This window comes from Agrobacterium tumefaciens, from assembly GCA_025559845.1.
Taxonomy (GTDB): Bacteria; Pseudomonadota; Alphaproteobacteria; order Rhizobiales; family Rhizobiaceae; genus Agrobacterium.
Genome location: CP048469.1, coordinates 2,280,691 through 2,303,151, shown reverse-complemented (window position 1 = coordinate 2,303,151; position 22,461 = coordinate 2,280,691). Strand labels below are relative to the sequence as shown.

The window sequence follows — 22,461 nt, the reverse complement described above, 5'->3', positions numbered from 1 at the left end:
AGCAGCTATATCTGTAAGTAGCGCTGCCTGTAGGTGAGGTTTTACCGCCGGGTTCCCGCACGCTCAAATTACAAAAACATAATTTTTGCTGATGTTGCGCCGCCACAAATTCGCCGGATGCCAGAGCAAGGCGAAGCGGCCGTGGTTTTGTGGCCTGTGAATAGCGGGAATTCTTTATCTTAAAGTTTGGTATCGGTGCCGTTGTGCGCTTATATGAAAGACTGGCCTCGAACAGGTAACCCATGCGCTTTTCCAATTCTTTTCTCGATGAGATTCGCGACCGCGTGCACATCTCCGATGTGATTGGGCGTCGTGTGTCCTGGGACAAGAAGAAGACCAATACCTCGCGCGGTGACTATTGGGCATGCTGCCCGTTTCATGGGGAAAAGAGCCCGAGTTTTCACTGTGAAGACCGCAAGGGCCGTTACCATTGTTTCGGATGCGGCGTTTCCGGCGATCATTTTCGGTTCCTCACCGACCTTGAGGGTCTAAGCTTTCCCGAGGCGGTGCAGCAGATTGCCGACATGGCGGGCATTGCGATGCCGCAACCGGATTTGCAGGCGGAGCGACGCGAACGCGAGCGCACCTCCCTGCAGGATGTCATGGAAATGGCGACGCTGTTCTTTCAGGATCAGCTCCAGACGTCGGCGGGGGCGCGGGCAAGGGCCTATTTGCGCGATCGTGGCTTGACGGGACGCACGATTGAAACCTTCCGTCTGGGGTATGCGCCGGAAAGCCGGAATGCCTTGAAGGAGCATCTTGCCAGCAAGGGTGTGTCGAAAGAGCAGATGGAGGCATGCGGCCTTGTCGTGCACGAGAATGTACCGGTTTCCTATGACCGTTTCCGCGACCGCATCATGTTCCCGATCCTTTCCTCACGGGAAAAGGTTATCGCGTTCGGTGGCCGCGCGATGGCCGCAGATGCGCTGGCGAAGTATCTCAACTCCAACGAGACGGAACTCTTCCACAAGGGCAACGTCCTTTACAATTTCGCCCGTGCGCGCCGCGCCTCTCAGGCCGCCGGTGGCACGGTGATCGCCGTTGAAGGTTATATGGACGTCATTGCGCTCTATCAGGCGGGCGTTGAAAACGCCGTTGCTCCGCTTGGCACTGCGCTGACCGAGAACCAGCTCGAATTGCTCTGGAAAATGTCGCCACAGCCGATCCTGTGCTTCGATGGTGATGGCGCCGGTATCCGCGCTGCCAATCGCGCAGCCGATCTCGCTTTGCCACATATCAAACCGGATCGTTCCGTGAGCTTTGCCCTTTTGCCTGACGGCAAGGACCCGGATGATCTTGTGAAGCTGGAGGGCCGGGCGCCTTTTGATAGGGTGCTTTCCGAAGCAAAGCCGCTGGCGGCGATGATCTGGAGCCGTGAGACGTCGTCGGTAACCTTTGATACGCCTGAAAAACGTGCCCAGCTTGAAAACCGTTTGCGGCAGATCGTGGCCGTCATTGCCGACGAGGCGGTGCGTCGCTTTTACCAGCAGGATATGCGCGATCGGTTGAGCGCGTTCTTCCAGCCGCGTTTTCAGCAAGGTGGAAACGCCGGCAACACATTCCGCCGCAACGGCGGTGCGGGTGGTTCGGGTCGAGGTTTCCAGCGCGGCGCTGGCGGTAGGGGTGGCGCCATGACTGCGCCTACAAGTTCGATTTCCGACAGGCTGGTGCAATCCGGCCTCGTCAAGGGATACCAGACGAAGCCGTCGCTGCGTGAAAGCGTGCTGGCCATTACCATCGTCAACCATCCGGAACTCCTGCTGGAAGAATATGACGAGATTGCCGCCATCGATTTCGAAAACCGCGATCTTCAAAGGCTTTGGTCGGCGGTTCTGACCTATGCGGCCGAAAGCGCTGCGGATATCTCGCGAGCCGGTCTGGTGGAGCGTCTTGGGCAGCAGGATTTCGAACCGCTGTTGAAGACAATGGATCAACAGGTTCGCAATGCGCGTCTGTGGACGGCGACCGAGCAGGCGGCGCTTGAGGACGCTCGCGAGGGGTATGTTCAGGCGCTGTCTCTGCATAAGCGGACCAAGTCCCTTCTCTGGCAGAAGCGGGAACTGGAGCGCGAGATTGCCGAAGCAACGGATGACGAGCGCGGCACACTCCTTGTGCGTGCACTTGCCGAAGTTCAGCTTGAAATTGGTCGTATGGAAAATCAGGAGGCGATTATCGACGGCTTCGGTGTCATGTCTGGCCGCGTCAAGGGGCCGGCTTTCGGGCATGGTTGAGTGAGGGCGTCGAACCGGGAAATCGAATTGGAGGCGCGAGTGGGGTTGCCTTTTGCGGCAGGCATCCTAAATAGGGGATAGTCTGGTGATAACCCGCAAAATGCGGCCTTTTTCGGAATTTCCGTGCCTGTCTTGCCCTCAGAGGCTTGACGGGGCGAAAAATAGCGGGAATCACCGTTTCAGGAAAATAAGATGGATTGGGCCTTGGTGGATCGAAATTGCATGAGCAAGCATTTCCAGATGCACTGTCTTTGCATTCTGCCAGCGGCTGCCGTGGTTAATCGGCAATTAAAGATCACTCCGTTAGGTGTTTGACAGTGATTCGCGGCAAACAGTCGAATGCCCCACGGGCAGACGGCGCAGCGGCGAAGCAGGTGTTAGCGTCAGGGAAAGCGACGAGATAGATGGCAACCAAAGTCAAAGAAAACGAAGAAGCAGAAAACGAACGCGACGGTGCGACGGATGGTCCGCTTCTCGATCTTTCGGATGACGCGGTCAAGAAGATGATCAAGGCCGCCAAGAAGCGCGGCTATGTGACCATGGACGAGTTGAACTCCGTCCTGCCCTCGGAAGAGGTGACGTCCGAACAGATCGAAGACACGATGGCAATGCTGTCCGATATGGGCATCAACGTTATCGAGGATGAAGAAGCGGAAGAAGCTGGCGGCAACGACAGCGACGACGATTCCGACAGCGATGATTCCGAGGGCGGCGAACTCGCGCCTTCCGGTGGCACCGCACTTGCAACGGCCAAGAAAAAAGAACCGACCGACCGTACCGACGATCCGGTGCGCATGTACCTGCGTGAAATGGGTTCTGTTGAGCTTCTGTCGCGCGAAGGCGAAATCGCCATCGCAAAGCGCATTGAGGCCGGCCGCGAGACGATGATTTCGGGCCTTTGCGAAAGCCCGCTGACGTTCCAGGCGCTGATTATCTGGCGTGACGAGTTGAACGAAGGCACGACGCTGCTGCGTGAGATCATCGATCTCGAAACGACCTATTCCGGTCCGGAAGCCAAGGCAGCACCGCAGTTCCAGAGCCCGGAAAAGATCGAAGCCGACCGCAAGGCGGCTGAAGAGAAGGAAAAGACGCGCAAGTTGCGTGCGCCTTCCGGTGATGAGGATGTGACTGACGTCGGTGGCGACGGTCTTCCGCCTGAAGAGGAAGAAGAAGACGACGACGAGTCGAACCTGTCGCTGGCCGCGATGGAAGCGGAACTGCGCCCGCAGGTCATGGAAACGCTGGATACCATTGCCGATACCTATAAGAAGCTGCGCAAGCTTCAGGATCAGCAGGTTGAAGCACGTCTGGCTTGCACGGGCACGCTGTCTTCCGGTCAGGAGCGCCGCTACAAGGAACTGAAGGATCAGCTTATCACGGCGGTTAAGTCGTTGTCGCTGAACCAGAACCGTATCGATTCGCTCGTTGAGCAGCTCTACGACATTTCCAAGCGTCTGATGCAGAACGAAGGCCGCCTGTTGCGTCTGGCCGAGTCCTACGGCGTGAAGCGTGACAGCTTCCTCGAGCAGTATCACGGTGCCGAACTTGATCCGAACTGGATGAAGTCGATTACCAACCTCGCTGCTCGCGGCTGGAAAGAATTCGCCCGCGAAGAAAGCAACACGATCCGCGAGATCCGTCAGGAGATCCAGAACCTGTCGACTGAAACCGGCATTTCGATCGCCGAGTTCCGTCGTATCGTTTCCATGGTGCAGAAGGGTGAACGCGAAGCCCGTATCGCCAAGAAGGAAATGGTAGAGGCCAACCTCCGCCTCGTGATCTCGATCGCCAAGAAGTACACCAACCGTGGTCTGCAGTTCCTCGATCTCATCCAGGAAGGCAACATCGGCCTGATGAAGGCGGTGGACAAGTTCGAATACCGTCGTGGTTACAAGTTCTCGACCTATGCGACATGGTGGATTCGTCAGGCGATCACCCGTTCGATTGCCGACCAGGCGCGCACGATCCGTATTCCGGTGCACATGATCGAAACGATCAACAAGATCGTTCGTACATCGCGCCAGATGCTGCACGAGATCGGTCGTGAGCCGACGCCGGAAGAACTGGCTGAAAAGCTGGCCATGCCGCTTGAGAAGGTGCGCAAGGTTCTGAAGATCGCCAAGGAGCCGATCTCGCTCGAAACGCCTGTGGGTGACGAAGAAGATTCGCATCTCGGCGATTTCATCGAGGACAAGAACGCGCTTCTGCCGATCGATGCGGCTATCCAGGCCAACCTGCGTGAAACGACGACCCGCGTTCTGGCGTCGCTGACGCCGCGTGAAGAGCGCGTTCTGCGCATGCGCTTCGGTATCGGTATGAACACCGACCACACGCTCGAAGAAGTTGGCCAGCAGTTCTCGGTGACGCGCGAACGTATCCGTCAGATCGAGGCGAAGGCGCTGCGCAAGCTGAAGCATCCGAGCCGCTCCAGAAAGCTGCGCAGCTTCCTGGACAGCTAAGCGTTACGCTTCTCGTAAAATTGAACCCGGTCAGATTGTCTGGCCGGGTTTTTTGTTTCGCGCACTGGCGAACTTCGTGACAAGGCTTATGTGTAGAGCCGTACTGGATTTGGACGTGAGCGATGCAAGAGACTGTGCCCGCAAGCAAAAGGCGCGTAGGAGGGTGGGCAATACCGGCCTCCGTGCTGCTGCATCTGCTTGTCGTTGGTGCGTTCTTTTTTCAACTGCCTGAACGGATGGCCGAACCGCAGGAACCGGAAAGCATCAGCGTCGATCTCGTGCCGCCTCCTGAAGAACCGAAGGCCGACGAAGAAAAAAAGCCCGAAGAGCCGAAGCCGCCTGCAGAAGAGCAGGCCAAGGATTATCCTCCTCCGCCACCGCCTGCACCCACGCCGCCCGCGCCAGCGATGCAGCCTTCTATCGCCGTCAGGCCCGAGATGACGCAGCTCGATCCCGTCGACAAGCCTGGTAAGACGGAAGAGAAGGAAAAGACATCGACTGCTGAGGAGCCAAATACTGCAGGGGGCGAACCGGACAGCCAGCCTGAGCCGACAGCCAAACAGCAGGACGCGGCAGCACAGGAAGCCGAAGAGAGCAATCTTGCCGCACAGGCGGACGATGGGGAGATCGTGGCGTCACTGACGCCGAACGAGGCTGCTCCACCAGACAAGCCACCAGTACCGCAACCGAAACCAGCCGAAGAAAAACCTGCTGCCGAGGCGGCAAAAGGAAATTCTGACGCGCTTCCTGCCGCAGAAAGCCTGTTGTCGTCCGCGATGCTGACGCGAGATCAGCGCCGGCAGATCTTCGGTGAATTGCCACCGCGACGCCGAATAGTCCAGCTATGTCGCAGCGAGGCGATAGCGCAGGTTCAGAATGCGGGATTTCCGATCGAAGGGATCGTTGCCTATTCCGATACGGGTGGCCTGATTTCAGGAAACAAGCTCGATGCCACGGGCGGCGCTTTCAACGTCGGCAGCAAATGGCACGATATCTCGTTCCAGTGCGAAGTGGACATGGACAATTACGCGGTCACGGCCTTCCGCTTCAAGATCGGCAATGAGCTTTCGGAGCCCGACGCCAAAAAGCGCGGTTTTTCGACCCTGCGCTGATTGCGCTCAAGCCCGCTCCACACTCTCAACCAGAAGGCCGATACCGGACATCAGGGCGTCTTCATCATAGGGCTTTCGGATGATCGGAGCATGAGAAAACTCTTCAGGCACCATCACGCCATCGGCATAACCCGTTGCGAACATGAAGGGAATTCCACGTTTGTGCAGTTCCCGCGCAACCGGAATTGAGGTGTCCGAGCCAAGGTTGATATCGAGGATCGCGATATCGGGCAGATAGGCTTTGAGCTTCTCAATCGCCATGGCCGAGGACGTGGCGGTTTCAATGCGTTCGATGCCATTGTTTTCGAGCATGCTCTCAACATCCATGGCGATCAGCATCTGGTCTTCTACGAGCAAGATTTTCAACGGTTCCTCCCGGTCATAAGTCTTTCTTGCACCGGACATATCGCCCTTTGTCGATTGGGGCAGTGAAGAGAATTTCAAGGACACATGGCGGGCCGGCAAAACCATTTCTGCCTCAAGCCCGTCGGGGCGATAGTGCAGCGTACTGCGGCCGCCAAGATCGTAGGGTATGCTACGGCTGATCAGGGCGGTGCCAAAACCGGCACGTGACGGTGTCGCCAAGGGGCCGGCAAGGGTTTCCCGCCACACAAGACGGCAATCATGGCTGGTGTCGAGCTCCCAACTGACCTCCAGCCGGTTGCTGTTTTGCGGAGAAAGCGCGCCATATTTGGCGGCATTTGTCGCCAGTTCGTGCAGGACGAGCGCCATGACGGAGAAAGCGCGTGAATCGAGCGTGACTTCGGGACCGGTGAGCATCACATCTGTCAACGGCGACCGGTGAGGCGACAGTTCCGCCTCCAGGAGATCACGAAGCGACCCGCCGCCTTCACCGCGAATGATCTGATCATGGGCGAAGGAAAGCGCCTGAATGCGGCCCTTCAGTGCCGTGACGTATTCCTGCAGCGTCTTGCCTTCCTGAGAAGGATTGCCGACAAGCGATTTGATGATGGCCAGGATGTTCTTGACGCGGTGGTTGAGTTCTTCGTTCAGCATTCGCTGACGGACTTCTGCCCGGTCGCGTTCACCCGCCATCAGTTCGCTGTGCTGGAACGCGACTTCGACCAGCGCGATACGCGCTGCCTCGGCAATTTCCCGGTCCGATTCCGACCAGGGCTGCGCCTGCAGGCTGACGGTTTCCTTCCAGATCGCAAAGCTCTTGCGCGGGGTGAGACGGTCGCCCATCGGGCCTGTCTCATAGGATTTTTCCGGGTTGCCCGCCCAGTTCAGGGTCTGGACAATCTCCTTGCGGAAAAACAGCAGATAATCGTTTTTGACCTGGGAAAGGGGAATGGCCAGCACGCCTGCGGCAATCGGCGCGTAGGTCTCTGCCTCGGGAATAACCTGCGACAGCGCGTGTGTTGCCCAAACCTTGTTTTCAGCGGTAGAGGCAATAAACCGGGCAAGCCGAGGGATGGCATCATGCGGGGGAACGGAGCCGTGACCATGCCAGTTGTCGTTGACCCAGAGGCCAACGCCATCACATGGCATCAGATCGGCAAAATCCTGAAAACTGTCGACCAGCAATTCCTCGATATTGGAATGATGCGCGGCAAGGCGCAGGAACCGGTCGAGCGCACTGTGCGCCTGGCTGATCGTCGTCAGCCGTCGCTTCTGCTTGAGGATCTGGAGGTGCATGGAGAAAAACTCTCCAAACATTTCCGCAGCAATCCTGACCGGCATCGAAAGGACGCGCGGTGAATAATGATGGCAAGCGATAAGCCCCCAGAGCGCCCCATCGACGATCACCGAAATGGACATGGATGCTGCCACACCCATATTGCGCAGGTACTCGCAATGAATGGGCGAGACGCTGCGAAGATGAGCAAAGGAAAGATCCAGCGGTTCACCGGAGGCATCGAGTGTGGGCACAACAGGTACGCGCATGCCGCGTGCGTCGGAGATAATGCGCAGCGTGTTCTTGAGGTACAGCGTACGGGCCTGCTGCGGTATGTCGCTGGCAGGGAAATATTGGCCGAGAAAGCTTTCCAGTTCCGGCTGTTTGGCCTCTGATACGACCTTTCCCGAGCCGTCATCTTCAAAGCGGTAGATCATCACGCGGTCGTAGCCGAGAGTCGCCTTTATCAATCTGGCCGTCCTCGAAATGAGGCTGTCGACACTGTCGGCTTCGCGAATTCGATCCACCATCTTTCGCGCAGTGCCGAGGGGCTGGGCTTCCGAGCGCGATGGTTCAAACTCCACGATGGTCACGGATTTGTGCCTGTGGAGCGCGATGTCGAACGTCTGACCGTTGGCCGTTTTTATACCGGGGAGCAGGGATGGGCGAATGGATCTGCCCGTCACGGTCAATGCGTTTCGAAGATCATGCGTCAGCTTTGCGCCGAGCACGTCATCTGCCGACCTGCCGTTGATCTCTCCTTCCAGGCCAAGCATTTCACTGCAATTTTCGGAGTGGCGCAACGCGATACGCATGGCGCTGTCGAATGCGATCAGACAGCCGTGGGGCTGGATATAGCCGGGAATATGAATTGGTTCTTTGTCACAGTTTGTGAGATCGACCTGATAATCGGTGGATGCCATAGGTTAGTCTTTCGCATCCGTTCTCATTACCGGATACAAAAATCCGATCGATCCAAAAGGGGAGGGCGTCGTGTCGTCCATATGCGTCTGTATTCCTTCCCCTTCGATGCAACCGTGAGGTCTGCCGGATCGTTTTTGCCGCTGTTGCAGACGTGCTCGCAGGCATTCACCCCTGACTAACACGATGTAACGTCCTTAACGTGTGTTTTGTTCCTGGCATCCAGAGGAAATATTGTGCCCCAAAAGAAAACGATCATCGCCACAAATGGCCAGGGTCTGTACGAGTTTACCGATGAGGCCCGTCACTTCGTTCGCGAGAGTGGCATGAGTGAAGGGTTGCTGACGGTCTTTGTCCGGCACACCTCCTGTTCTTTGCTGATACAGGAGAATGCCGACCCGGATGTGAGGCGCGATCTCAAGGTGTTCTTCCACCGTCTCGTTCCTCCCTCCAGCGATGCGTCTATGGGCTGGGTCAGCCATACGCTTGAGGGGCCGGATGACATGCCCGCGCATATCAAGGCAGCGCTGACCGCCGTCTCGATCAGCGTTCCTGTCAGCGACGGAAAACCGGTCCTTGGAACCTGGCAGGGGCTTTACCTGTTTGAGCACCGCGACCACCCGCACCGTCGGGAAATCGTCCTTCACCTTTCTCCGTAAGCCTGATTTGCGGAGCCTGCCATCTCGCCTCAAGCATGAACCTTGGCTGAATGTGCGGTTCTGAAATCATTCAGGCGACGGACCCTAATGTGTTCTCAATCGCTGGTCAGATGATCTGCCGGCGGAAAAGCGAAACGGAGTGAATCATGTTCAGCACTTTTGCTAAAGCCGGTATGGCAGCCCTTATCGCCTTGGGCGGAATTTCTGCAACGGCCTCAGTGGCTTCGGCAGGTCCGGACGTGCAGTTCGGTATCCAGGTTCGCGACGGTCACCGCGATGGCGGTCGTCATGGTTGGGGTGGCCCGCGTCGTGGCTGCTCGCCGTGGCTTGCGGAAGAAAAGGCAAGCCGCATGGGTCTTCGTCGCGCACGTGTGGTTGACATGTCGCCGCGCCGCGTCGTGGTTGCCGGCTTCGACCGTCATGGTCGTGACCGCGTTGTCTTCGCCAATGAGCGTGGTTGCCCGGTTATCCGCCGTTAATCTGACGTCTTTGAAGAATTGATCCGCGGAAAATCCCCGGTCCCCCCTGATGCGGATCAAATGGATCGCCCCGTCTGGCTGAATGCCTGGCGGGGCGTTTCCTTTTTGCGGCGTCAAGGCCGGGACGATGAGCAAGATTTTTAAAAAAGAAGCGAGGGATGAGGCCGTTTCAGGCTTCATCCCTCGCTCAGTTTTTTACGGTCGTCTCGATTTATTGGTCGAGGGCGAAAGTGACGTTGACGACAACGCTGTAGTTGTTCTCGCCGGATGCGATCGGCACGCTATCTGCCTCCTTCATCATCGATGCACGCATTGCGCCCTGCGGTACAGGCATCGGGCGCTGCATGTTTTCGGTGATCTGGATGACCCGGCCGAGCTTCACGCCTGCTGCTTCCGTCAAGGTTTTGGCTTTCGCCAGCGCATCTGCCACCGCCAGTTTACGGGCTTCCGTCACCGTTGCTTCAGGCTTGTCGTTGGTGAAGGTGATATCGCCACCCTGATTGATGCCGAGCTTGACGGAGGTGTCGAGGATTTCGCCGAGTTTCTTGAGATCGCGGACGCGCACCGTCAATCCGTTGCTGACCTGATATCCGGTGATTTCGGGAGCGACGTAGACGCCGTCCTTTGGCTCGAAGTGCTTGTAGAGCGGCTGGACGGAAAAATTGCTGGTCTGAAGATCACGGTCTTCGATCGACGCGGCTTTCAGGGCTTTCAGCACTTCCGACAGTGCCTTGGAGTTTTCCGTCAGAGCCACGGCAGCGGTCTCCGCCTGTTTGACAACGCTGAAATTCAGGATCGCCATATCTGGTGCGACTGCGGACTGGCCTTCACCCGAAACGCTGATCGTTGCTTCGCTCTTTGTCGTCTCCTGTGCAAACGCATGACTGGCAAGCGGCATAACCGATGCTGCAGTCAAAGCGGTCAGGGCGAAAAGGCGGGCCGTTCTTGTCGTCATGGTGTTTCCTCGTTGATTGTGTCCCTGTGCAAGCTATTGCCAGAGATTGTGAAGCTATTACGGCAACCTGCTGTTGCGCCATCATCAATGGCTTGTCGGCTCAAGAAATATGCGTTAGAGCGTGACCGCCGGTTTCGAACCATTGCGAAACCCGGTATTTCGGATCTTAAGTCCGAAAGGGCCTGTAGCTCAATGGTTAGAGCCGGCGGCTCATAACCGCTTGGTTGGGGGTTCGAGTCCCTCCGGGCCCACCAATTCGTCTTCTGAACCAGATATAAGGCCGTCGTGGCTCTCATTTTTTGGGGAAGACGCGCGTTTGGTTCCGATTTTTGCAGGCGCAACAATGTGGTAGCGCTCCGCAATTTTATTGCGGCCGTGTGCTCGGTTCAGGAAATTTGGGGAAGAGGGAGAGCCGGCCAGCCGAGGGCTGACCGGTCGATATGTTGCGGGTCAGTTACAGACGCGCATTGTTTCCGTATGCCAGCCGCCGTCATAGGAATTCGGGACGCGGCGATCTTCGTACCAGCAGCGTGGACGCGGCGGTGGTGGGGGCTCGTAATAACGAGGACCGCTGTTGTTGACGATTGCACCACCGATCAGGCCGCCGATCACACCGGCTGCCAGGCCACCGGCGATAGCCGCGCCGTCGTTATGACGACGATGCTCGCGGTAGGGCGGGGGTGGAGGGCCGCCACGGTCATAACGTGGACGGTATTCCTGCGCAGCAACCGGTCCGTAAGATACGAGGACGCTTCCGGTGGCGACAAGCGCAGCAAGGGTCGAAAGAATTACTTTTTTCATCAGGGCTACTCCATAAGCCTGCTGCAGGAGATAGAGGCTCATTATGCCCGGATGATGGCACGAACCTTCTGAACAGCTTGTGAATGGTTCGTTGTTTGGTTTTCATTTTTCATGAGGTCCGAACGCCTTGCAGTTCTGGTCGCCATGGCCAGTTCGCGCATGAAAAAAGCCCGGTAAAAACCGGGCTTTTTTGAGCGCCATCAGGCGGATCAGAACTTCACACCAAGGCCCACCTTGACGGTGTGCTGGTCAAGATCGGTATTGATGCCGAAGACATCCTTGTCGCTGTAGTCGTTGAAGCGATATTCGATCCTGGCGAAGATATTGTCGGTGAAGGCGTAATCGAGACCTGCTCCGACGGTGTAACCATTGAACGTGGTATTGTCGTCGCCGACTGGGGTTTCAACAAAGCCGCGCGTCGCGGTCCAGCCTGCGGTCGCGTAAAGCAGAGCGTGATCGAAGGCGTAACCGACGCGGCCGCGTACGGAGCCCTGCCAATCGGTGCCAACCTTCGTGCCGCCGTAGTCGTTGTCGTTCCAGTTGTAATCGAGATCACCCTCGATGCCGACGACGAAATTGTTGTCGAACTGGTAGTTATAGCCCGCGAAAGCGCCGAAGATGCCGCCATCGAAGTTGTCGGAGGCAACGGGCCCACCCGCCGAAAAATCACCATTCAGCCAGCCTGCTCCGCCCTGAATACCAAGGTAGGGGCCAGACCAGGTGAATGTCGGCAGAGTTTCCTGCGCGACAGGCGGTGCGGGGGTCTCGTAAACGGCGTCGGCAGCCATTGCCATGCTTGCCGCCAAGGCGAACATTGATGATGCGATCAGCGTTTTCATTGTTTGTCTCCCTGAGCTGACGAACCTCTATATCATGTATTAGGCGTATTTAATATGGGGTGCGAGATACGCTCGCCAAGGCATGCAAAACGGATGCTTTGTCCCACGCATTACGTTCTTATCGAGCCGCGAACGTTTTTGGATGCGATTTGGTTCCGTTTTCAGATAAGCCTGTGGGGTATGGAGACGTTCCGTGCTTGTCACGCTTGGTTGTATTGACAGCGCAAGTACCGATCATAAGTTTGCGGCAAAGATTTTCGCCGGCGTTGAATACGGCGTTTTATGGGAGGTATGATCGCGTGAAGATTTGTTCGGGGCAGGGGGAGATGGCGTGATTGTTGCGGCCGTTCTTAGCGCGCTTCTTCTGGTTACGCTGATCGCTTTTCCAAGATACCTGAAGCCGGCCGTTTTGTGCCTGGGGCTGGTTTGGGGTGTCACTGCAGCGATCGTTGTTTTTGACGGGTTTCGCGGCGGCAACCGGCTTGAGAACATCGTTGCGACTGCCGCCTTTGATGCGACCTGCACTGATCCTGCCCTGCCTGTTCAGGTCAGTTTTCGCAACGACAACAGAGTTGCGGTCAAACGTCTGACCTATACGCTCGAAGGTTTCGAACAGGACGTCGGCGTTTCCGTCGCCTTCAATCCATACCAGACAAGTGACAAACGGATAGAACCTGGAGAAAGCTTTGCGACCTGCCGGGCCTACCGGTTGCGCAACAATGAGCGGGTAGATGCGAGCACGCTGAATTGGCGGGTCACAATCAATTCAGCGGAGTTCGACTGAGGCGTTTTCATTTCGACTTGTTTTCGCCAGCTTGTGATGGCATCCCGCCATGCATCTGATGAAAGTGATGGGTTGTTGTCGTGCGTTCTCTCCTAGTGCTCTTGAAAGTTTCGGCCGTCGTCCTGGTTGCAGTACCGGTTCTGGCCGGGGCGCATATGGGGATTGGCCAACTGACGGGAAACTTCCATGAGGTCATTCCGGGCGAGCTTTACCGGTCGGCGCAGCCAAGTGGTGAAGACATTGCCGACTACGCCAAAAAGCATGGAATCAAGACCATTCTCAATCTTCGCAATGAGAAGCGTGAAGCCTGGTACGATGCGGAAAGCACGGCGGCAAAACAGAACGGTATTCGCCTAATCGATTATCCACTGAGTTCGAGTGAGAAACTGTCGGTGGATGATGCCGAAATGCTGGCCGCAGTCATGCGCAATGCCGACAAGCCGATCCTGATCCATTGTGAGCATGGGGCAAACCGCACCGGCCTCGCGTCGGCAATCTATGTGGGTGCCGTCGCGGGAAAGAGCGAGGCTGCTGCAGAGTTTCAGCTCTCGCCCTATTATGGCCATGTGCCCATTCGCGGCATTGGTCGTTACGAAATGTACCAGTCATGGGATGATTTCGAGGAAACGCTCGGCTTTTGAGCCTCGTTTGCCGAGGCTGGCGGCTCAATATGAGCCGCCGTTCTCCCCAATCACCTTGGTCAGACTTCCCGTTGCCGGGAAAAGCGGAATAAGGCAGGCCTGCAGGGCGTGATAGATATCGCCCTTGCCGGGGAACAATGTCTTCGCTGGAACAAGATTTTCGGTCAGTTCCTCGTGCCAGCCGCCATGTGCGTGATCCAGGAAGTTGTTGGCAATCGTGCTCCAGATGCGGCGATAGCTGTCTTCGTAAAAATCGTCAGCCGGGAGGTTTTCGTTGAGGAAGTGGGCTGCACCCGCTGCCTCGCACATCGGCCACCACAGCTTCGACGTCTTGTCGGGATTGTCGTTCCAGTCGAGCGTGTAAAAGAAGCCGCCTTTTTCCCGGTCCCAGCCGAGCGCCATGGACTGCACAAACAAAGACTTTGCCGCGACAGGCATCCAGTCATGCTTGCGCTCACCCAGCACCCACAGTTGCAGCAGGAGACGAGCCCACTCGAGCCAATGCCCGGGCGTCGATCCCGATGGGCGGAACATCTCGTTGCCGCGATAATTCTTGTCGAGCGTCCAGTCCTCGTCGAAGTGTTCTGGAACACGGAAATCCAGCTCACCGGCGCGACGACGGATAATGAGATCTGCGATCTTTTCCGCTTTTTCGATGTAAGAACGCTCCCTGGTGACCTCGTAGGCCGCCATCAGCGCTTCCGTCAGATGCATGTTGGAGTTCTGCCCACGATAATTCTCGATCGGCGACCAGTCGCGATTGAACTCCTCGGCAATTGCCCCATGCTTTTCTTCCCAAAACTTCGTTTCGAGAATTTCGGTAATGTCCTGGAGCATGCGGTCGGCCAGTGGATGCTCAACGGTCTTGGCTGATGAGGCTGCCAACAGCACGAACGCATGGCCGTAACCCTGCTTCGTCGAATCGACCGGACCATTGTCATCCGTCTGCCAGAAGTATCCACCGTGCTCGCTGTCGCGGTGATTGTTCCACAGATAGGTCATTCCATGGTCAATGATGTCTCCGCAGCCGGGCCGTCCGAGAAGATGGCCGATGGAGAAGCAATGTACCATTCGTGCGGAAGCGTGGATGCCGCGCACCGGGTTTTGCGGTTGCAGCGGTGCGCCTTTGCTGTCGAGGTCGAAAAAGCCTCCGGCCGGATTGATGGCGCGGTACTGGAAGAAATCGAAAAGCCCTTCTGCCTGCTTGACCAGCCATTGGCGATGCCATGGCAACGTGTTCCAGTTGTTGTTCGTGCGGTCATCTTCAGGCATTCGGTCCTCCATACTGATTGCTGCTTCGGGTTATATCCATGCCATATGAGCCTGTCATCTGTTCGGGAAATTTCGTAGTCTCCCGCAACGACGCAAAGCCATACCTATGCATTGAAGATATATTGACATAAACATATCTTTATGTGACTTGACGCGTTGCGACCTGCAAATCGAAATGAGGAGTGTGCCCGTGTTTGACGACCTGTTCGGCCCGGAAGGGGCAAAGCGCGACGGCGCGGAAATCATGAAGGCGCTGCGTGAAGCTGCCAATGAGCGTATCCTCATTCTCGATGGTGCAATGGGAACGCAGATCCAGGGGCTTGGGTTCGATGAAGATCATTTTCGCGGTGATCGGTTCATCGGCTGCGCCTGCCACCAGAAGGGCAACAACGACCTTCTGATCCTCAGCCAACCGGATGCCATCGAAGAAATTCACTATCGTTACGCCATGGCGGGCGCCGATATTCTGGAAACCAACACGTTTTCCTCGACCCGCATAGCCCAGGCCGATTACGAAATGGAGAGTGCGGTTTATGATCTCAACCGCGAAGGTGCGGAGGTTGCCCGTCGTGCCGCGATCCGTGCCGAGCGGGAAGATGGCCGTCGCCGTTTCGTCGCAGGCGCCATCGGGCCGACCAACCGTACGGCGTCGATTTCGCCTGACGTCAACAATCCCGGTTACCGCGCTGTCTCTTTCGATGATCTGCGCATCGCCTATGGCGAGCAGATCGATGGTCTGATCGACGGTGGTGCGGATATCATCCTCATCGAAACGATTTTCGATACGTTGAACGCCAAGGCGGCGATCTTCGCCTGCGAAGAGCGCTTCGAGGCCAAGGGCATTCATCTTCCGGTGATGATTTCCGGTACGATCACGGATCTTTCGGGCCGTACTCTGTCCGGCCAGACACCATCGGCATTCTGGAATTCCGTGCGCCATGCGAGCCCGTTCACCATTGGCCTGAACTGTGCGCTCGGTGCAGATGCAATGCGTCCGCATCTTCAGGAATTGTCGGATGTGGCCGATACCTTCATTTGTGCCTATCCGAATGCGGGCCTGCCCAACGAATTCGGCCAGTATGACGAAACGCCGGAAATGATGGCGCGTCAGGTCGAGGGCTTTGCCCGCGATGGTCTCGTCAACATCGTTGGCGGCTGCTGCGGTTCGACGCCGGATCATATCCGCGCCATTGCCGAGGCGGTGAAGGGCCACAAGCCGCGCCCGATCCCCGAGCACAAGCCATTCATGTCACTTTCGGGCCTCGAGCCCTTCGTGCTGACCAAGGACATTCCCTTCGTCAACGTCGGCGAACGTACCAACGTCACCGGTTCGGCCCGTTTCCGCAAGCTCATCACCGCTGGCGATTACACGGCGGCGCTGGCTGTTGCGCGCGATCAGGTGGAAAACGGTGCGCAGATCATCGACATCAACATGGACGAAGGTCTGATCGATTCCGAAAAGGCGATGGTCGAGTTCCTCAACCTGATCGCAGCCGAGCCGGATATCGCCCGCGTTCCTGTCATGATCGACTCGTCGAAGTTCGAGATTATCGAGGCTGGTCTGAAATGCGTTCAGGGCAAGCCGATCGTCAACTCGATCTCGCTGAAGGAAGGCGAGGAGAAATTTCTCCAGCAGGCGAAGCTTGTCCGTAACTACGGCGCTGCTGTTGTGGTCATGGCCTTTGACGAAGTCGGGCAGGCGGACACCTATCAGCGCAAGATAGAAATCTGCGCACGTGCCTATAAACTTCTGACGGAGAAGGCAGGACTTCTGCCCGAAGATATCATCTTCGATCCGAATGTATTTGCGGTGGCGACCGGCATTGAAGAGCATAACAATTACGGTGTGGACTTCATCGAAGCGACGAAGACCATTCGTGAGACGATGCCGCTCACACATATTTCCGGTGGCGTGTCGAACCTGTCCTTCTCGTTCCGCGGCAATGAGCCTGTGCGCGAAGCCATGCACGCCGTGTTCCTCTACCATGCCATCCAGGTTGGCATGGATATGGGTATCGTCAACGCCGGCCAGCTTGCCGTCTATGATAATATCGACCCGGAACTGCGCGACGCCTGCGAAGACGTGGTGTTGAACCGCCGCGACGATGCGACCGAGCGGCTGCTGGAAATTGCTGAACGCTTCCGCGGCGCCGGTGCAAAGGAAGCCAAGGCGCAGGACCTGTCCTGGCGCGAACTGCCGGTTGAAAAGCGCCTCGAGCATGCGCTGGTCAACGGCATTACCGAATTCATCGAAGCTGATACGGAGGAGGCACGCCAGAAGGCGGAGCGTCCGCTGCACGTCATCGAAGGCCCGTTGATGGCCGGTATGAACGTGGTTGGCGACCTCTTCGGTTCCGGCAAGATGTTCCTGCCGCAGGTGGTAAAATCTGCCCGCGTGATGAAGCAGGCCGTTGCCGTTCTCCTGCCTTACATGGAAGAGGAAAAGCGCGCCAATGGCGGCAGCGAGCGCAGCGCTGCCGGCAAGGTGCTGATGGCGACCGTCAAGGGTGACGTTCACGATATCGGCAAGAACATCGTCGGCGTGGTTCTGGCCTGCAACAATTACGAGATCATCGATCTCGGTGTGATGGTGCCCACCACCAAGATCCTCGAGACGGCGATTGCCGAACAGGTGGATGTGATCGGTCTTTCCGGCCTCATTACGCCGTCGCTGGATGAAATGGTGCATGTTGCCGCAGAGATGGAGCGGCAGGGCTTCGATATTCCCCTGCTGATCGGTGGCGCGACGACGAGCCGTGTCCACACGGCTGTCAAAATCCATCCGCGCTATGAAAAGGGGCAGGCAATTTATGTTACCGACGCGTCTCGTGCCGTCGGCGTCGTTTCCGCGCTCCTGTCCGCAGAACAGAAACCAGCCTATATCGAAGGTATCCGAAGCGAATATGCGAAGGTTGCCGAAGCCCATGCGCGTAACGAGCGTGAGAAGCAGCGTTTGCCGCTTGCCCGCGCCCGCGAGAACGCCCAGAAGGTTGATTGGTCTGGCTACCAGCCAGTCAAACCGCAGTTCTTTGGCACGAAGGTCTTTGAAACCTACGATCTGGAAGAGCTTTCGCGCTACATCGACTGGACGCCGTTCTTCCAGACGTGGGAGCTGAAGGGCCGCTTCCCCGCCATTCTTGACGACGAGAAGCAGGGTGAGGCCGCACGGCAGCTTTATGCCGATGCACAGGCCATGTTGAAGAAGATCATCGACGAGACGTGGTTCCGTCCGCGTGCGGTCATCGGCTTCTGGCCGGCCAATGCCTTTGGCGACGACATTCGTGTCTTTACGGATGAAAGCCGTGTTGAAGAACTCGCAACCTTCTTCACACTGCGCCAACAGCTTTCCAAACGGGACGGGCGTCCGAATGTGGCTATGTCTGACTTCGTGGCTCCTGTTGATAGCGGCGTGGCTGATTATGTCGGGGGCTTCGTGGTGACGGCTGGTATCGAGGAAGTGGCGATTGCCGAGCGTTTCGAACGCGCGAACGACGATTACTCGTCGATCCTCGTCAAGGCGCTGGCCGACCGGTTCGCCGAAGCCTTTGCCGAGCGTATGCATGAGCGTGTCCGTACCGAGTTCTGGGGTTATGCACCGCAGGAGAACTTCAACGGTGAGGAACTGATTTCAGAGGCCTATGCCGGCATCCGCCCTGCACCGGGGTATCCGGCGCAACCGGATCACACGGAAAAGAAGACGCTGTTTTCTCTTCTCGACGCGACCGAGGCGACCGGCGTGGAGTTGACAGAAAGCTATGCCATGTGGCCTGGCTCATCCGTTTCCGGCCTCTATATCGGCCATCCCGAAAGCTATTATTTCGGCGTCGCGAAAGTGGAGCGCGATCAGGTGCTGGACTATGCCCGCCGCAAGGATATGCCGGTGGAAGAGGTCGAGCGCTGGCTTGGGCCGGTGTTGAACTACGTGCCTACGAATGCTGCGGAAGAAATCGATAGCGCGGCTTGAGATCTAAAGTCGTCGGCGGTCCAGCACCGCCTTCGACCGAGACACACCAGAAACGAAAAAAGCGCGGGAAAAACCCGCGCTTTTTTGTTGTTTCCGGTCTGCTTACGAACGAAGCGCTGCCAGTTCCTCGATCCCGACATGGCTCTCCACCTCGCTGCCGCGTAGATAGAGGTACACACCAATAAAGAAGGCCAGAACGGCGATGAACACCAGATACCAGGCGTGCGCCATGGGGTTGACGGCCAGTGCTGTTGTCACGGCAATCGGTGTCAGGCCGCCGAAGACGGCGTAGGAGACGTTGTAGGCGAAGGAAAGGCCGGAGAACCGGACAGATGCCGGGAAGGCACGGACCATGACGTATGGCACTGCACCCGCCATGCCGACCGAGAGACCCATGACGCCATAGAGCGCGAACATGGTTGTCAGCGAAGTGCCTGCGTAGCTGTAGAAGGCAAAGGTGGCGACGCCGAAGAAGACACTTGCACACATGAAGAAGATGCCGCTGCCGATACGATCGATCAGCGCACCGGCGATGATGACGCCGAAGATCAGGAACAGCGTGCCGAAGCTGGTGCCGGCAAGCGCCTGGGTCGGTGTGTAGCCGTAAAGCTTCTGCAGGAATGTCGCTGTCATCAGCGTCGTGACGACGATGGCAGCCGAAAGCACCCAGGTCAGCAGTGCAGAAATGATCACGCCGCGCATATGGTGCTTCAGGACGAGGCCAAGCGGCAGCTTGTCCGTCAACGACTTCGACTTTTTCATCTCGGTGAAGATCGGCGTTTCCTCGAGCCAGCGGCGCAGGTAAACGGCAATCAGGCCGAAAACGCCACCCAGCAGGAAGGGGATGCGCCATGCGTAACCGGCAACATCTTCCGGCGGGAAGATGGAGTTGATGGCGAAGGCGATCAGCGAACCGAGCATAATGCCGAAGGAGAGGCCGGAGGTAAGGAAACCGCAGGCAAGACCAACACGGCGGAAGGGAACATGCTCGGACACGAAGGTCCATGCGCCGGGAACTTCACCGCCAATGGCCGCGCCCTGCAGCATGCGCAGCACGATGAGCAGGATCGGTGCAGCCACACCGATTGTCGCGTAAGTCGGCATCAAAGCCATGCCGAGTGTCGACAGAGCCATCAGCAGGATCGAAAAGGCAAAGACACGCTTGCGGCCATAACGATCGCCATAATGCGCCAGCACGATGCCACCGAGAGGACGCACCAGATAGCCTGCGGCGAAAATACCGAAGGTCTGGATCATCACCAGCCAGTCGGGCATTTCCGGTGGGAAAAAAAGATGGCCGATGACGGTGGCGAAAAACACGAAGATGATGAAGTCGTAGAATTCCAGAGCGCCGCCAAGGGCGGACAGGCCAAGGGTTCTGTAATCCTGTGCGTTCAGCGGGCGCGCTGAGGCGGGTGTCGTTGTGGGAGACATGACGCGGTTCTTCTCATATTACTTTATGCAGGTTCGCATGCGGCAATAAGACCGGGATTTCAAGTCTTTTGTCGCCTGTTTCCGTCTCGCGACGTGGTTGACCTCATTCAAAACGGTCAATGATGCTGATACCGCTGTCCTTGAAGTTATCCATTGCGGGCAGGGCGGTCACGGCATCGGAAAGTGTGATGTGACGGCCAATGAGTTTTTCCGGTGAGAGTTTGCCGGTCTTGATCATCGCCAGCATGTCGTCATAGCGCCACGCCTGCATGCCGTGGCTGCCGTAGATTTCCAGCTCATGGGCAATGACACGCGCCATCGGGATCTGTGGCATGGAGTGATCCGCCAGCATCAGACCCACCTGCACATGGCGTCCGCGACGGCGCAGGTTGCTGATGGAATTGCAGCAGGTCTGCGGGTGCCCCAGCGCATCCACCGACACATGGGCGCCGCCACCGGTCACTTCCCGTACTGCCTCCGTCACATCCGCAACCTTGCGGCTATTGATGGTCACGGTTGCGCCGAGCTGTTTGGCAAACGCCAGCTTGTCTTCGGCAATGTCGATGGCAACGATCTGCGCGCCAAGGCCAGCACCGATCATGATCGCTGAGAGGCCAACACCGCCGCATCCGTGCACTGCCAGCCACTCACCGCCCTTCAGGCGGCCCTGATCCACCACAGCGCGGAACGAGGTTGCGAAACGGCAGCCGAGGCTTGCTGCGGTATCGAAGCCCATGCTTTCGGGGAGATGCACGAGGTTCTGGTCGGCGTAATCAATGGCGACATATTCTGCGAAGGAGCCCCAGTGGGTGAAGCCTGGCTGGAATTGGGTTTCACATACCTGCTGATTGCCCGAGCGGCATTCCTGGCAATGGCCGCAGCCGGAGACGAATGGCACGGTCACACGGTCTCCAACCTTGAAACGCATGACATTTTTGCCAACGGCGGAAATCACTCCGGCGAATTCGTGGCCGGGCACATGCGGCAGGTGGATGTCGCTGTCATGCCCCATCCAGCCGTGCCAGTCGCTGCGGCAAAGCCCGGTTGCCTTGACCTCGACCACCACGCCGCCCGGTGTCGGTTCGGGGTCCGGCAGGGTTGCGATTTTCGGGGCTTCGCCAAAGCGTTCGTAAAACAGTGCGCGCATGATTTCACTCCTGAGTTCAGACTGGACTAGCCTTTTTGCTCAGGAGGAAAAAGGCAGTTACTCTGCTACAATCATCAAATCTTCTGATGCGAATTTCAGTGTGACGCGCTCGCCGATGGACGGCGGGGCCGTGCCCGGATCGTTGAAGCTGTCGAACGACAGGATAGCGCCACCGACATCCATGCGCGTGCGGATGACCGACCCGAGGAAGTGGCTGGATGTGACCGTGCCGGAAATTGCCACGTCTTCCTTCGCACCTTCTGCCAGCGAGCCTGCTTCCGGGCGCAGCGCCACGGTAATCGTTTCGCCGTTCTTCTTCGACAGCGGTTTCTTCAGCGACACCTGCTGGTCACCGATGCGAAGAGTGCTGGTCGATGCGTCGACAACCGTCGCGTCGATCAGGTTCAGCGTGCCGACGAATGAGGCGACAAAACGGGTTGCAGGCTGATTGTAGATCTCGAACGGCGAGCCAATCTGGTCGGCGCGGCCGGCATTCATGACGACGATGCGGTCGGAAATCGACAGGGCCTCTTCCTGATCATGCGTCACGAAGATCGTGGTGATCCCGAGTTGTTGCTGGATCTGGCGGATTTCTTCGCGCAGTGAGACGCGAATCTTGGCATCCAGTGCCGAAAGCGGCTCATCCAGAAGAAGGACCTGCGGTTTGGGGGCGAGGGCGCGTGCCAGCGCCACGCGCTGCTGCTGGCCACCCGACATCTGATAGGGGTATCGGTCCGCCAGATGTTCCAGGTGGATGAGCGCCAGCATTTCCTTCACGCGCGTATCGATCTCGGCCTTTGGCTTGCCTGCCACCTTCAGGCCGAAAGCGACGTTGTCGTAGACGTTCATGTTGGGGAACAGGGCGTAGGCCTGAAATACCATGCCGATGTTGCGCTGGTTCGGTTTCAACGTCGTCTGGTTCTTGCCGTTGATGACGATGGAGCCGTCCGTCGGCGTTTCGAAACCGGCGATCATGCGAAGCACGGTGGTCTTGCCGCAACCCGATGGCCCGAGGAAGGAGACGAATTCCCCCTTCTCGATGGCCATGTTGAAGTCGTGCACGACCTGAACCTGACCGAAGGATTTCTTGATGTTCTGGAGTGTCAAAAAGCTCATGAAAATCT

General features: G+C 57.5%; 16 protein-coding genes and 1 tRNA gene. 9 read left to right on the top strand and 8 right to left on the bottom strand.

The annotated features are described in order from the left end of the window. The first annotated feature begins 242 nt into the window (after window positions 1-242). From FY156_11735 to FY156_11725, 3 genes are all read left to right on the top strand, one after another. Entirely contained in the window at window positions 243-2,231 is a 1,989-nt protein-coding gene (locus FY156_11735) for a DNA primase (GenBank protein ID UXS02083.1), read from the top strand. Between the two features lie 404 nt (window positions 2,232-2,635). After that, the gene (gene rpoD / locus FY156_11730; GenBank protein ID UXS02082.1) at window positions 2,636-4,690 is read left to right on the top strand and encodes an RNA polymerase sigma factor RpoD; all 2,055 of its coding nucleotides are present in this window, start codon (window positions 2,636-2,638) and stop codon (window positions 4,688-4,690) included. A gap of 170 nt (window positions 4,691-4,860) precedes the next feature. Further along, window positions 4,861-5,802, top strand: a complete 942-nt coding sequence (locus FY156_11725) for a DUF930 domain-containing protein (GenBank protein UXS03126.1) — start codon at window positions 4,861-4,863, stop codon at window positions 5,800-5,802. A 6-nt stretch (window positions 5,803-5,808) separates the two neighbouring features. On the opposite strand, the gene FY156_11720 is transcribed toward FY156_11725, so the two are convergent. Beyond that, window positions 5,809-8,364, bottom strand: a complete 2,556-nt coding sequence (locus tag FY156_11720) for a GAF domain-containing protein (GenBank protein UXS02081.1) — start codon at window positions 8,362-8,364, stop codon at window positions 5,809-5,811. Between the two features lie 234 nt (window positions 8,365-8,598). Here FY156_11720 and FY156_11715 point away from each other — a divergent pair, with 234 nt between their 5' ends. Both FY156_11715 and FY156_11710 read left to right on the top strand, forming a co-directional pair. Beyond that, window positions 8,599-9,021 carry a YjbQ family protein gene (locus FY156_11715; protein UXS02080.1) on the top strand — a complete coding sequence of 141 codons (423 nt, stop codon included), beginning with the start codon at window positions 8,599-8,601 and terminating at the stop codon, window positions 9,019-9,021. Between the two features lie 146 nt (window positions 9,022-9,167). Further along, entirely contained in the window at window positions 9,168-9,500 is a 333-nt protein-coding gene (locus FY156_11710; GenBank protein UXS02079.1) for a hypothetical protein, read from the top strand. Window positions 9,501-9,711: 211 nt separating this feature from the next. On the opposite strand, the gene FY156_11705 is transcribed toward FY156_11710, so the two are convergent. Next, complete coding sequence (locus FY156_11705) at window positions 9,712-10,455, bottom strand: SIMPL domain-containing protein (protein UXS02078.1); 744 nt, start codon at window positions 10,453-10,455, stop codon at window positions 9,712-9,714. Between the two features lie 178 nt (window positions 10,456-10,633). On the opposite strand from FY156_11705, the gene FY156_11700 reads away from it, so the two are divergent. Beyond that, a tRNA-Ile gene (locus FY156_11700) sits at window positions 10,634-10,709 on the top strand. Window positions 10,710-10,905: 196 nt separating this feature from the next. Here FY156_11700 and FY156_11695 read toward each other — a convergent pair. Then, complete coding sequence (locus FY156_11695) at window positions 10,906-11,256, bottom strand: hypothetical protein (GenBank protein UXS02077.1); 351 nt, start codon at window positions 11,254-11,256, stop codon at window positions 10,906-10,908. A gap of 209 nt (window positions 11,257-11,465) precedes the next feature. Then, on the bottom strand, window positions 11,466-12,095 hold the full coding sequence (locus FY156_11690; protein ID UXS02076.1) for a porin family protein: 630 nt from the start codon (window positions 12,093-12,095) through the stop codon (window positions 11,466-11,468). A 331-nt stretch (window positions 12,096-12,426) separates the two neighbouring features. Here FY156_11690 and FY156_11685 point away from each other — a divergent pair, with 331 nt between their 5' ends. Next, a complete protein-coding gene (locus FY156_11685; protein UXS02075.1) occupies window positions 12,427-12,879 on the top strand; it encodes a hypothetical protein in 453 nt (150 codons plus the stop codon). Window positions 12,880-12,959: 80 nt separating this feature from the next. Then, window positions 12,960-13,520: a dual specificity protein phosphatase family protein gene (locus FY156_11680; GenBank protein ID UXS02074.1), complete on the top strand. Its 561-nt coding sequence runs from the start codon at window positions 12,960-12,962 to the stop codon at window positions 13,518-13,520. Window positions 13,521-13,544: 24 nt separating this feature from the next. Here the strand turns inward: FY156_11680 and FY156_11675 are convergent, their stop codons facing one another. Further along, a complete protein-coding gene (locus FY156_11675; GenBank protein ID UXS02073.1) occupies window positions 13,545-14,804 on the bottom strand; it encodes an AGE family epimerase/isomerase in 1,260 nt (419 codons plus the stop codon). A gap of 178 nt (window positions 14,805-14,982) precedes the next feature. On the opposite strand from FY156_11675, the gene metH reads away from it, so the two are divergent. Continuing rightward, a complete protein-coding gene (gene metH, locus FY156_11670; GenBank protein UXS02072.1) occupies window positions 14,983-18,756 on the top strand; it encodes a methionine synthase in 3,774 nt (1,257 codons plus the stop codon). Between the two features lie 102 nt (window positions 18,757-18,858). Here the strand turns inward: metH and FY156_11665 are convergent, their stop codons facing one another. The 3 genes from FY156_11665 to FY156_11655 form a co-directional block, all read right to left on the bottom strand. Next, window positions 18,859-20,190, bottom strand: a complete 1,332-nt coding sequence (locus FY156_11665) for an MHS family MFS transporter (protein UXS02071.1) — start codon at window positions 20,188-20,190, stop codon at window positions 18,859-18,861. 103 nt (window positions 20,191-20,293) lie between these two features. Continuing rightward, a complete protein-coding gene (locus tag FY156_11660; GenBank protein ID UXS02070.1) occupies window positions 20,294-21,337 on the bottom strand; it encodes a zinc-dependent alcohol dehydrogenase family protein in 1,044 nt (347 codons plus the stop codon). 57 nt (window positions 21,338-21,394) lie between these two features. Next, a complete protein-coding gene (locus FY156_11655; GenBank protein UXS02069.1) occupies window positions 21,395-22,453 on the bottom strand; it encodes an ABC transporter ATP-binding protein in 1,059 nt (352 codons plus the stop codon). Window positions 22,454-22,461: the final 8 nt, after the last annotated feature.

Coding starts and splice junctions, on each gene's coding strand:
- FY156_11735 (UXS02083.1), top strand. CDS start 243: ATGCGCTTTTCCAATTCTTTTCTCGATGAGATTCGCGACCGCGTGCAC.
- rpoD (UXS02082.1), top strand. CDS start 2,636: ATGGCAACCAAAGTCAAAGAAAACGAAGAAGCAGAAAACGAACGCGAC.
- FY156_11720 (UXS02081.1), bottom strand. CDS start 8,364: ATGGCATCCACCGATTATCAGGTCGATCTCACAAACTGTGACAAAGAA.
- FY156_11710 (UXS02079.1), top strand. CDS start 9,168: ATGTTCAGCACTTTTGCTAAAGCCGGTATGGCAGCCCTTATCGCCTTG.
- FY156_11705 (UXS02078.1), bottom strand. CDS start 10,455: ATGACGACAAGAACGGCCCGCCTTTTCGCCCTGACCGCTTTGACTGCA.
- FY156_11695 (UXS02077.1), bottom strand. CDS start 11,256: ATGAAAAAAGTAATTCTTTCGACCCTTGCTGCGCTTGTCGCCACCGGA.
- FY156_11690 (UXS02076.1), bottom strand. CDS start 12,095: ATGAAAACGCTGATCGCATCATCAATGTTCGCCTTGGCGGCAAGCATG.
- FY156_11675 (UXS02073.1), bottom strand. CDS start 14,804: ATGGAGGACCGAATGCCTGAAGATGACCGCACGAACAACAACTGGAAC.
- FY156_11665 (UXS02071.1), bottom strand. CDS start 20,190: ATGTCTCCCACAACGACACCCGCCTCAGCGCGCCCGCTGAACGCACAG.
- FY156_11660 (UXS02070.1), bottom strand. CDS start 21,337: ATGCGCGCACTGTTTTACGAACGCTTTGGCGAAGCCCCGAAAATCGCA.
- FY156_11655 (UXS02069.1), bottom strand. CDS start 22,453: ATGAGCTTTTTGACACTCCAGAACATCAAGAAATCCTTCGGTCAGGTT.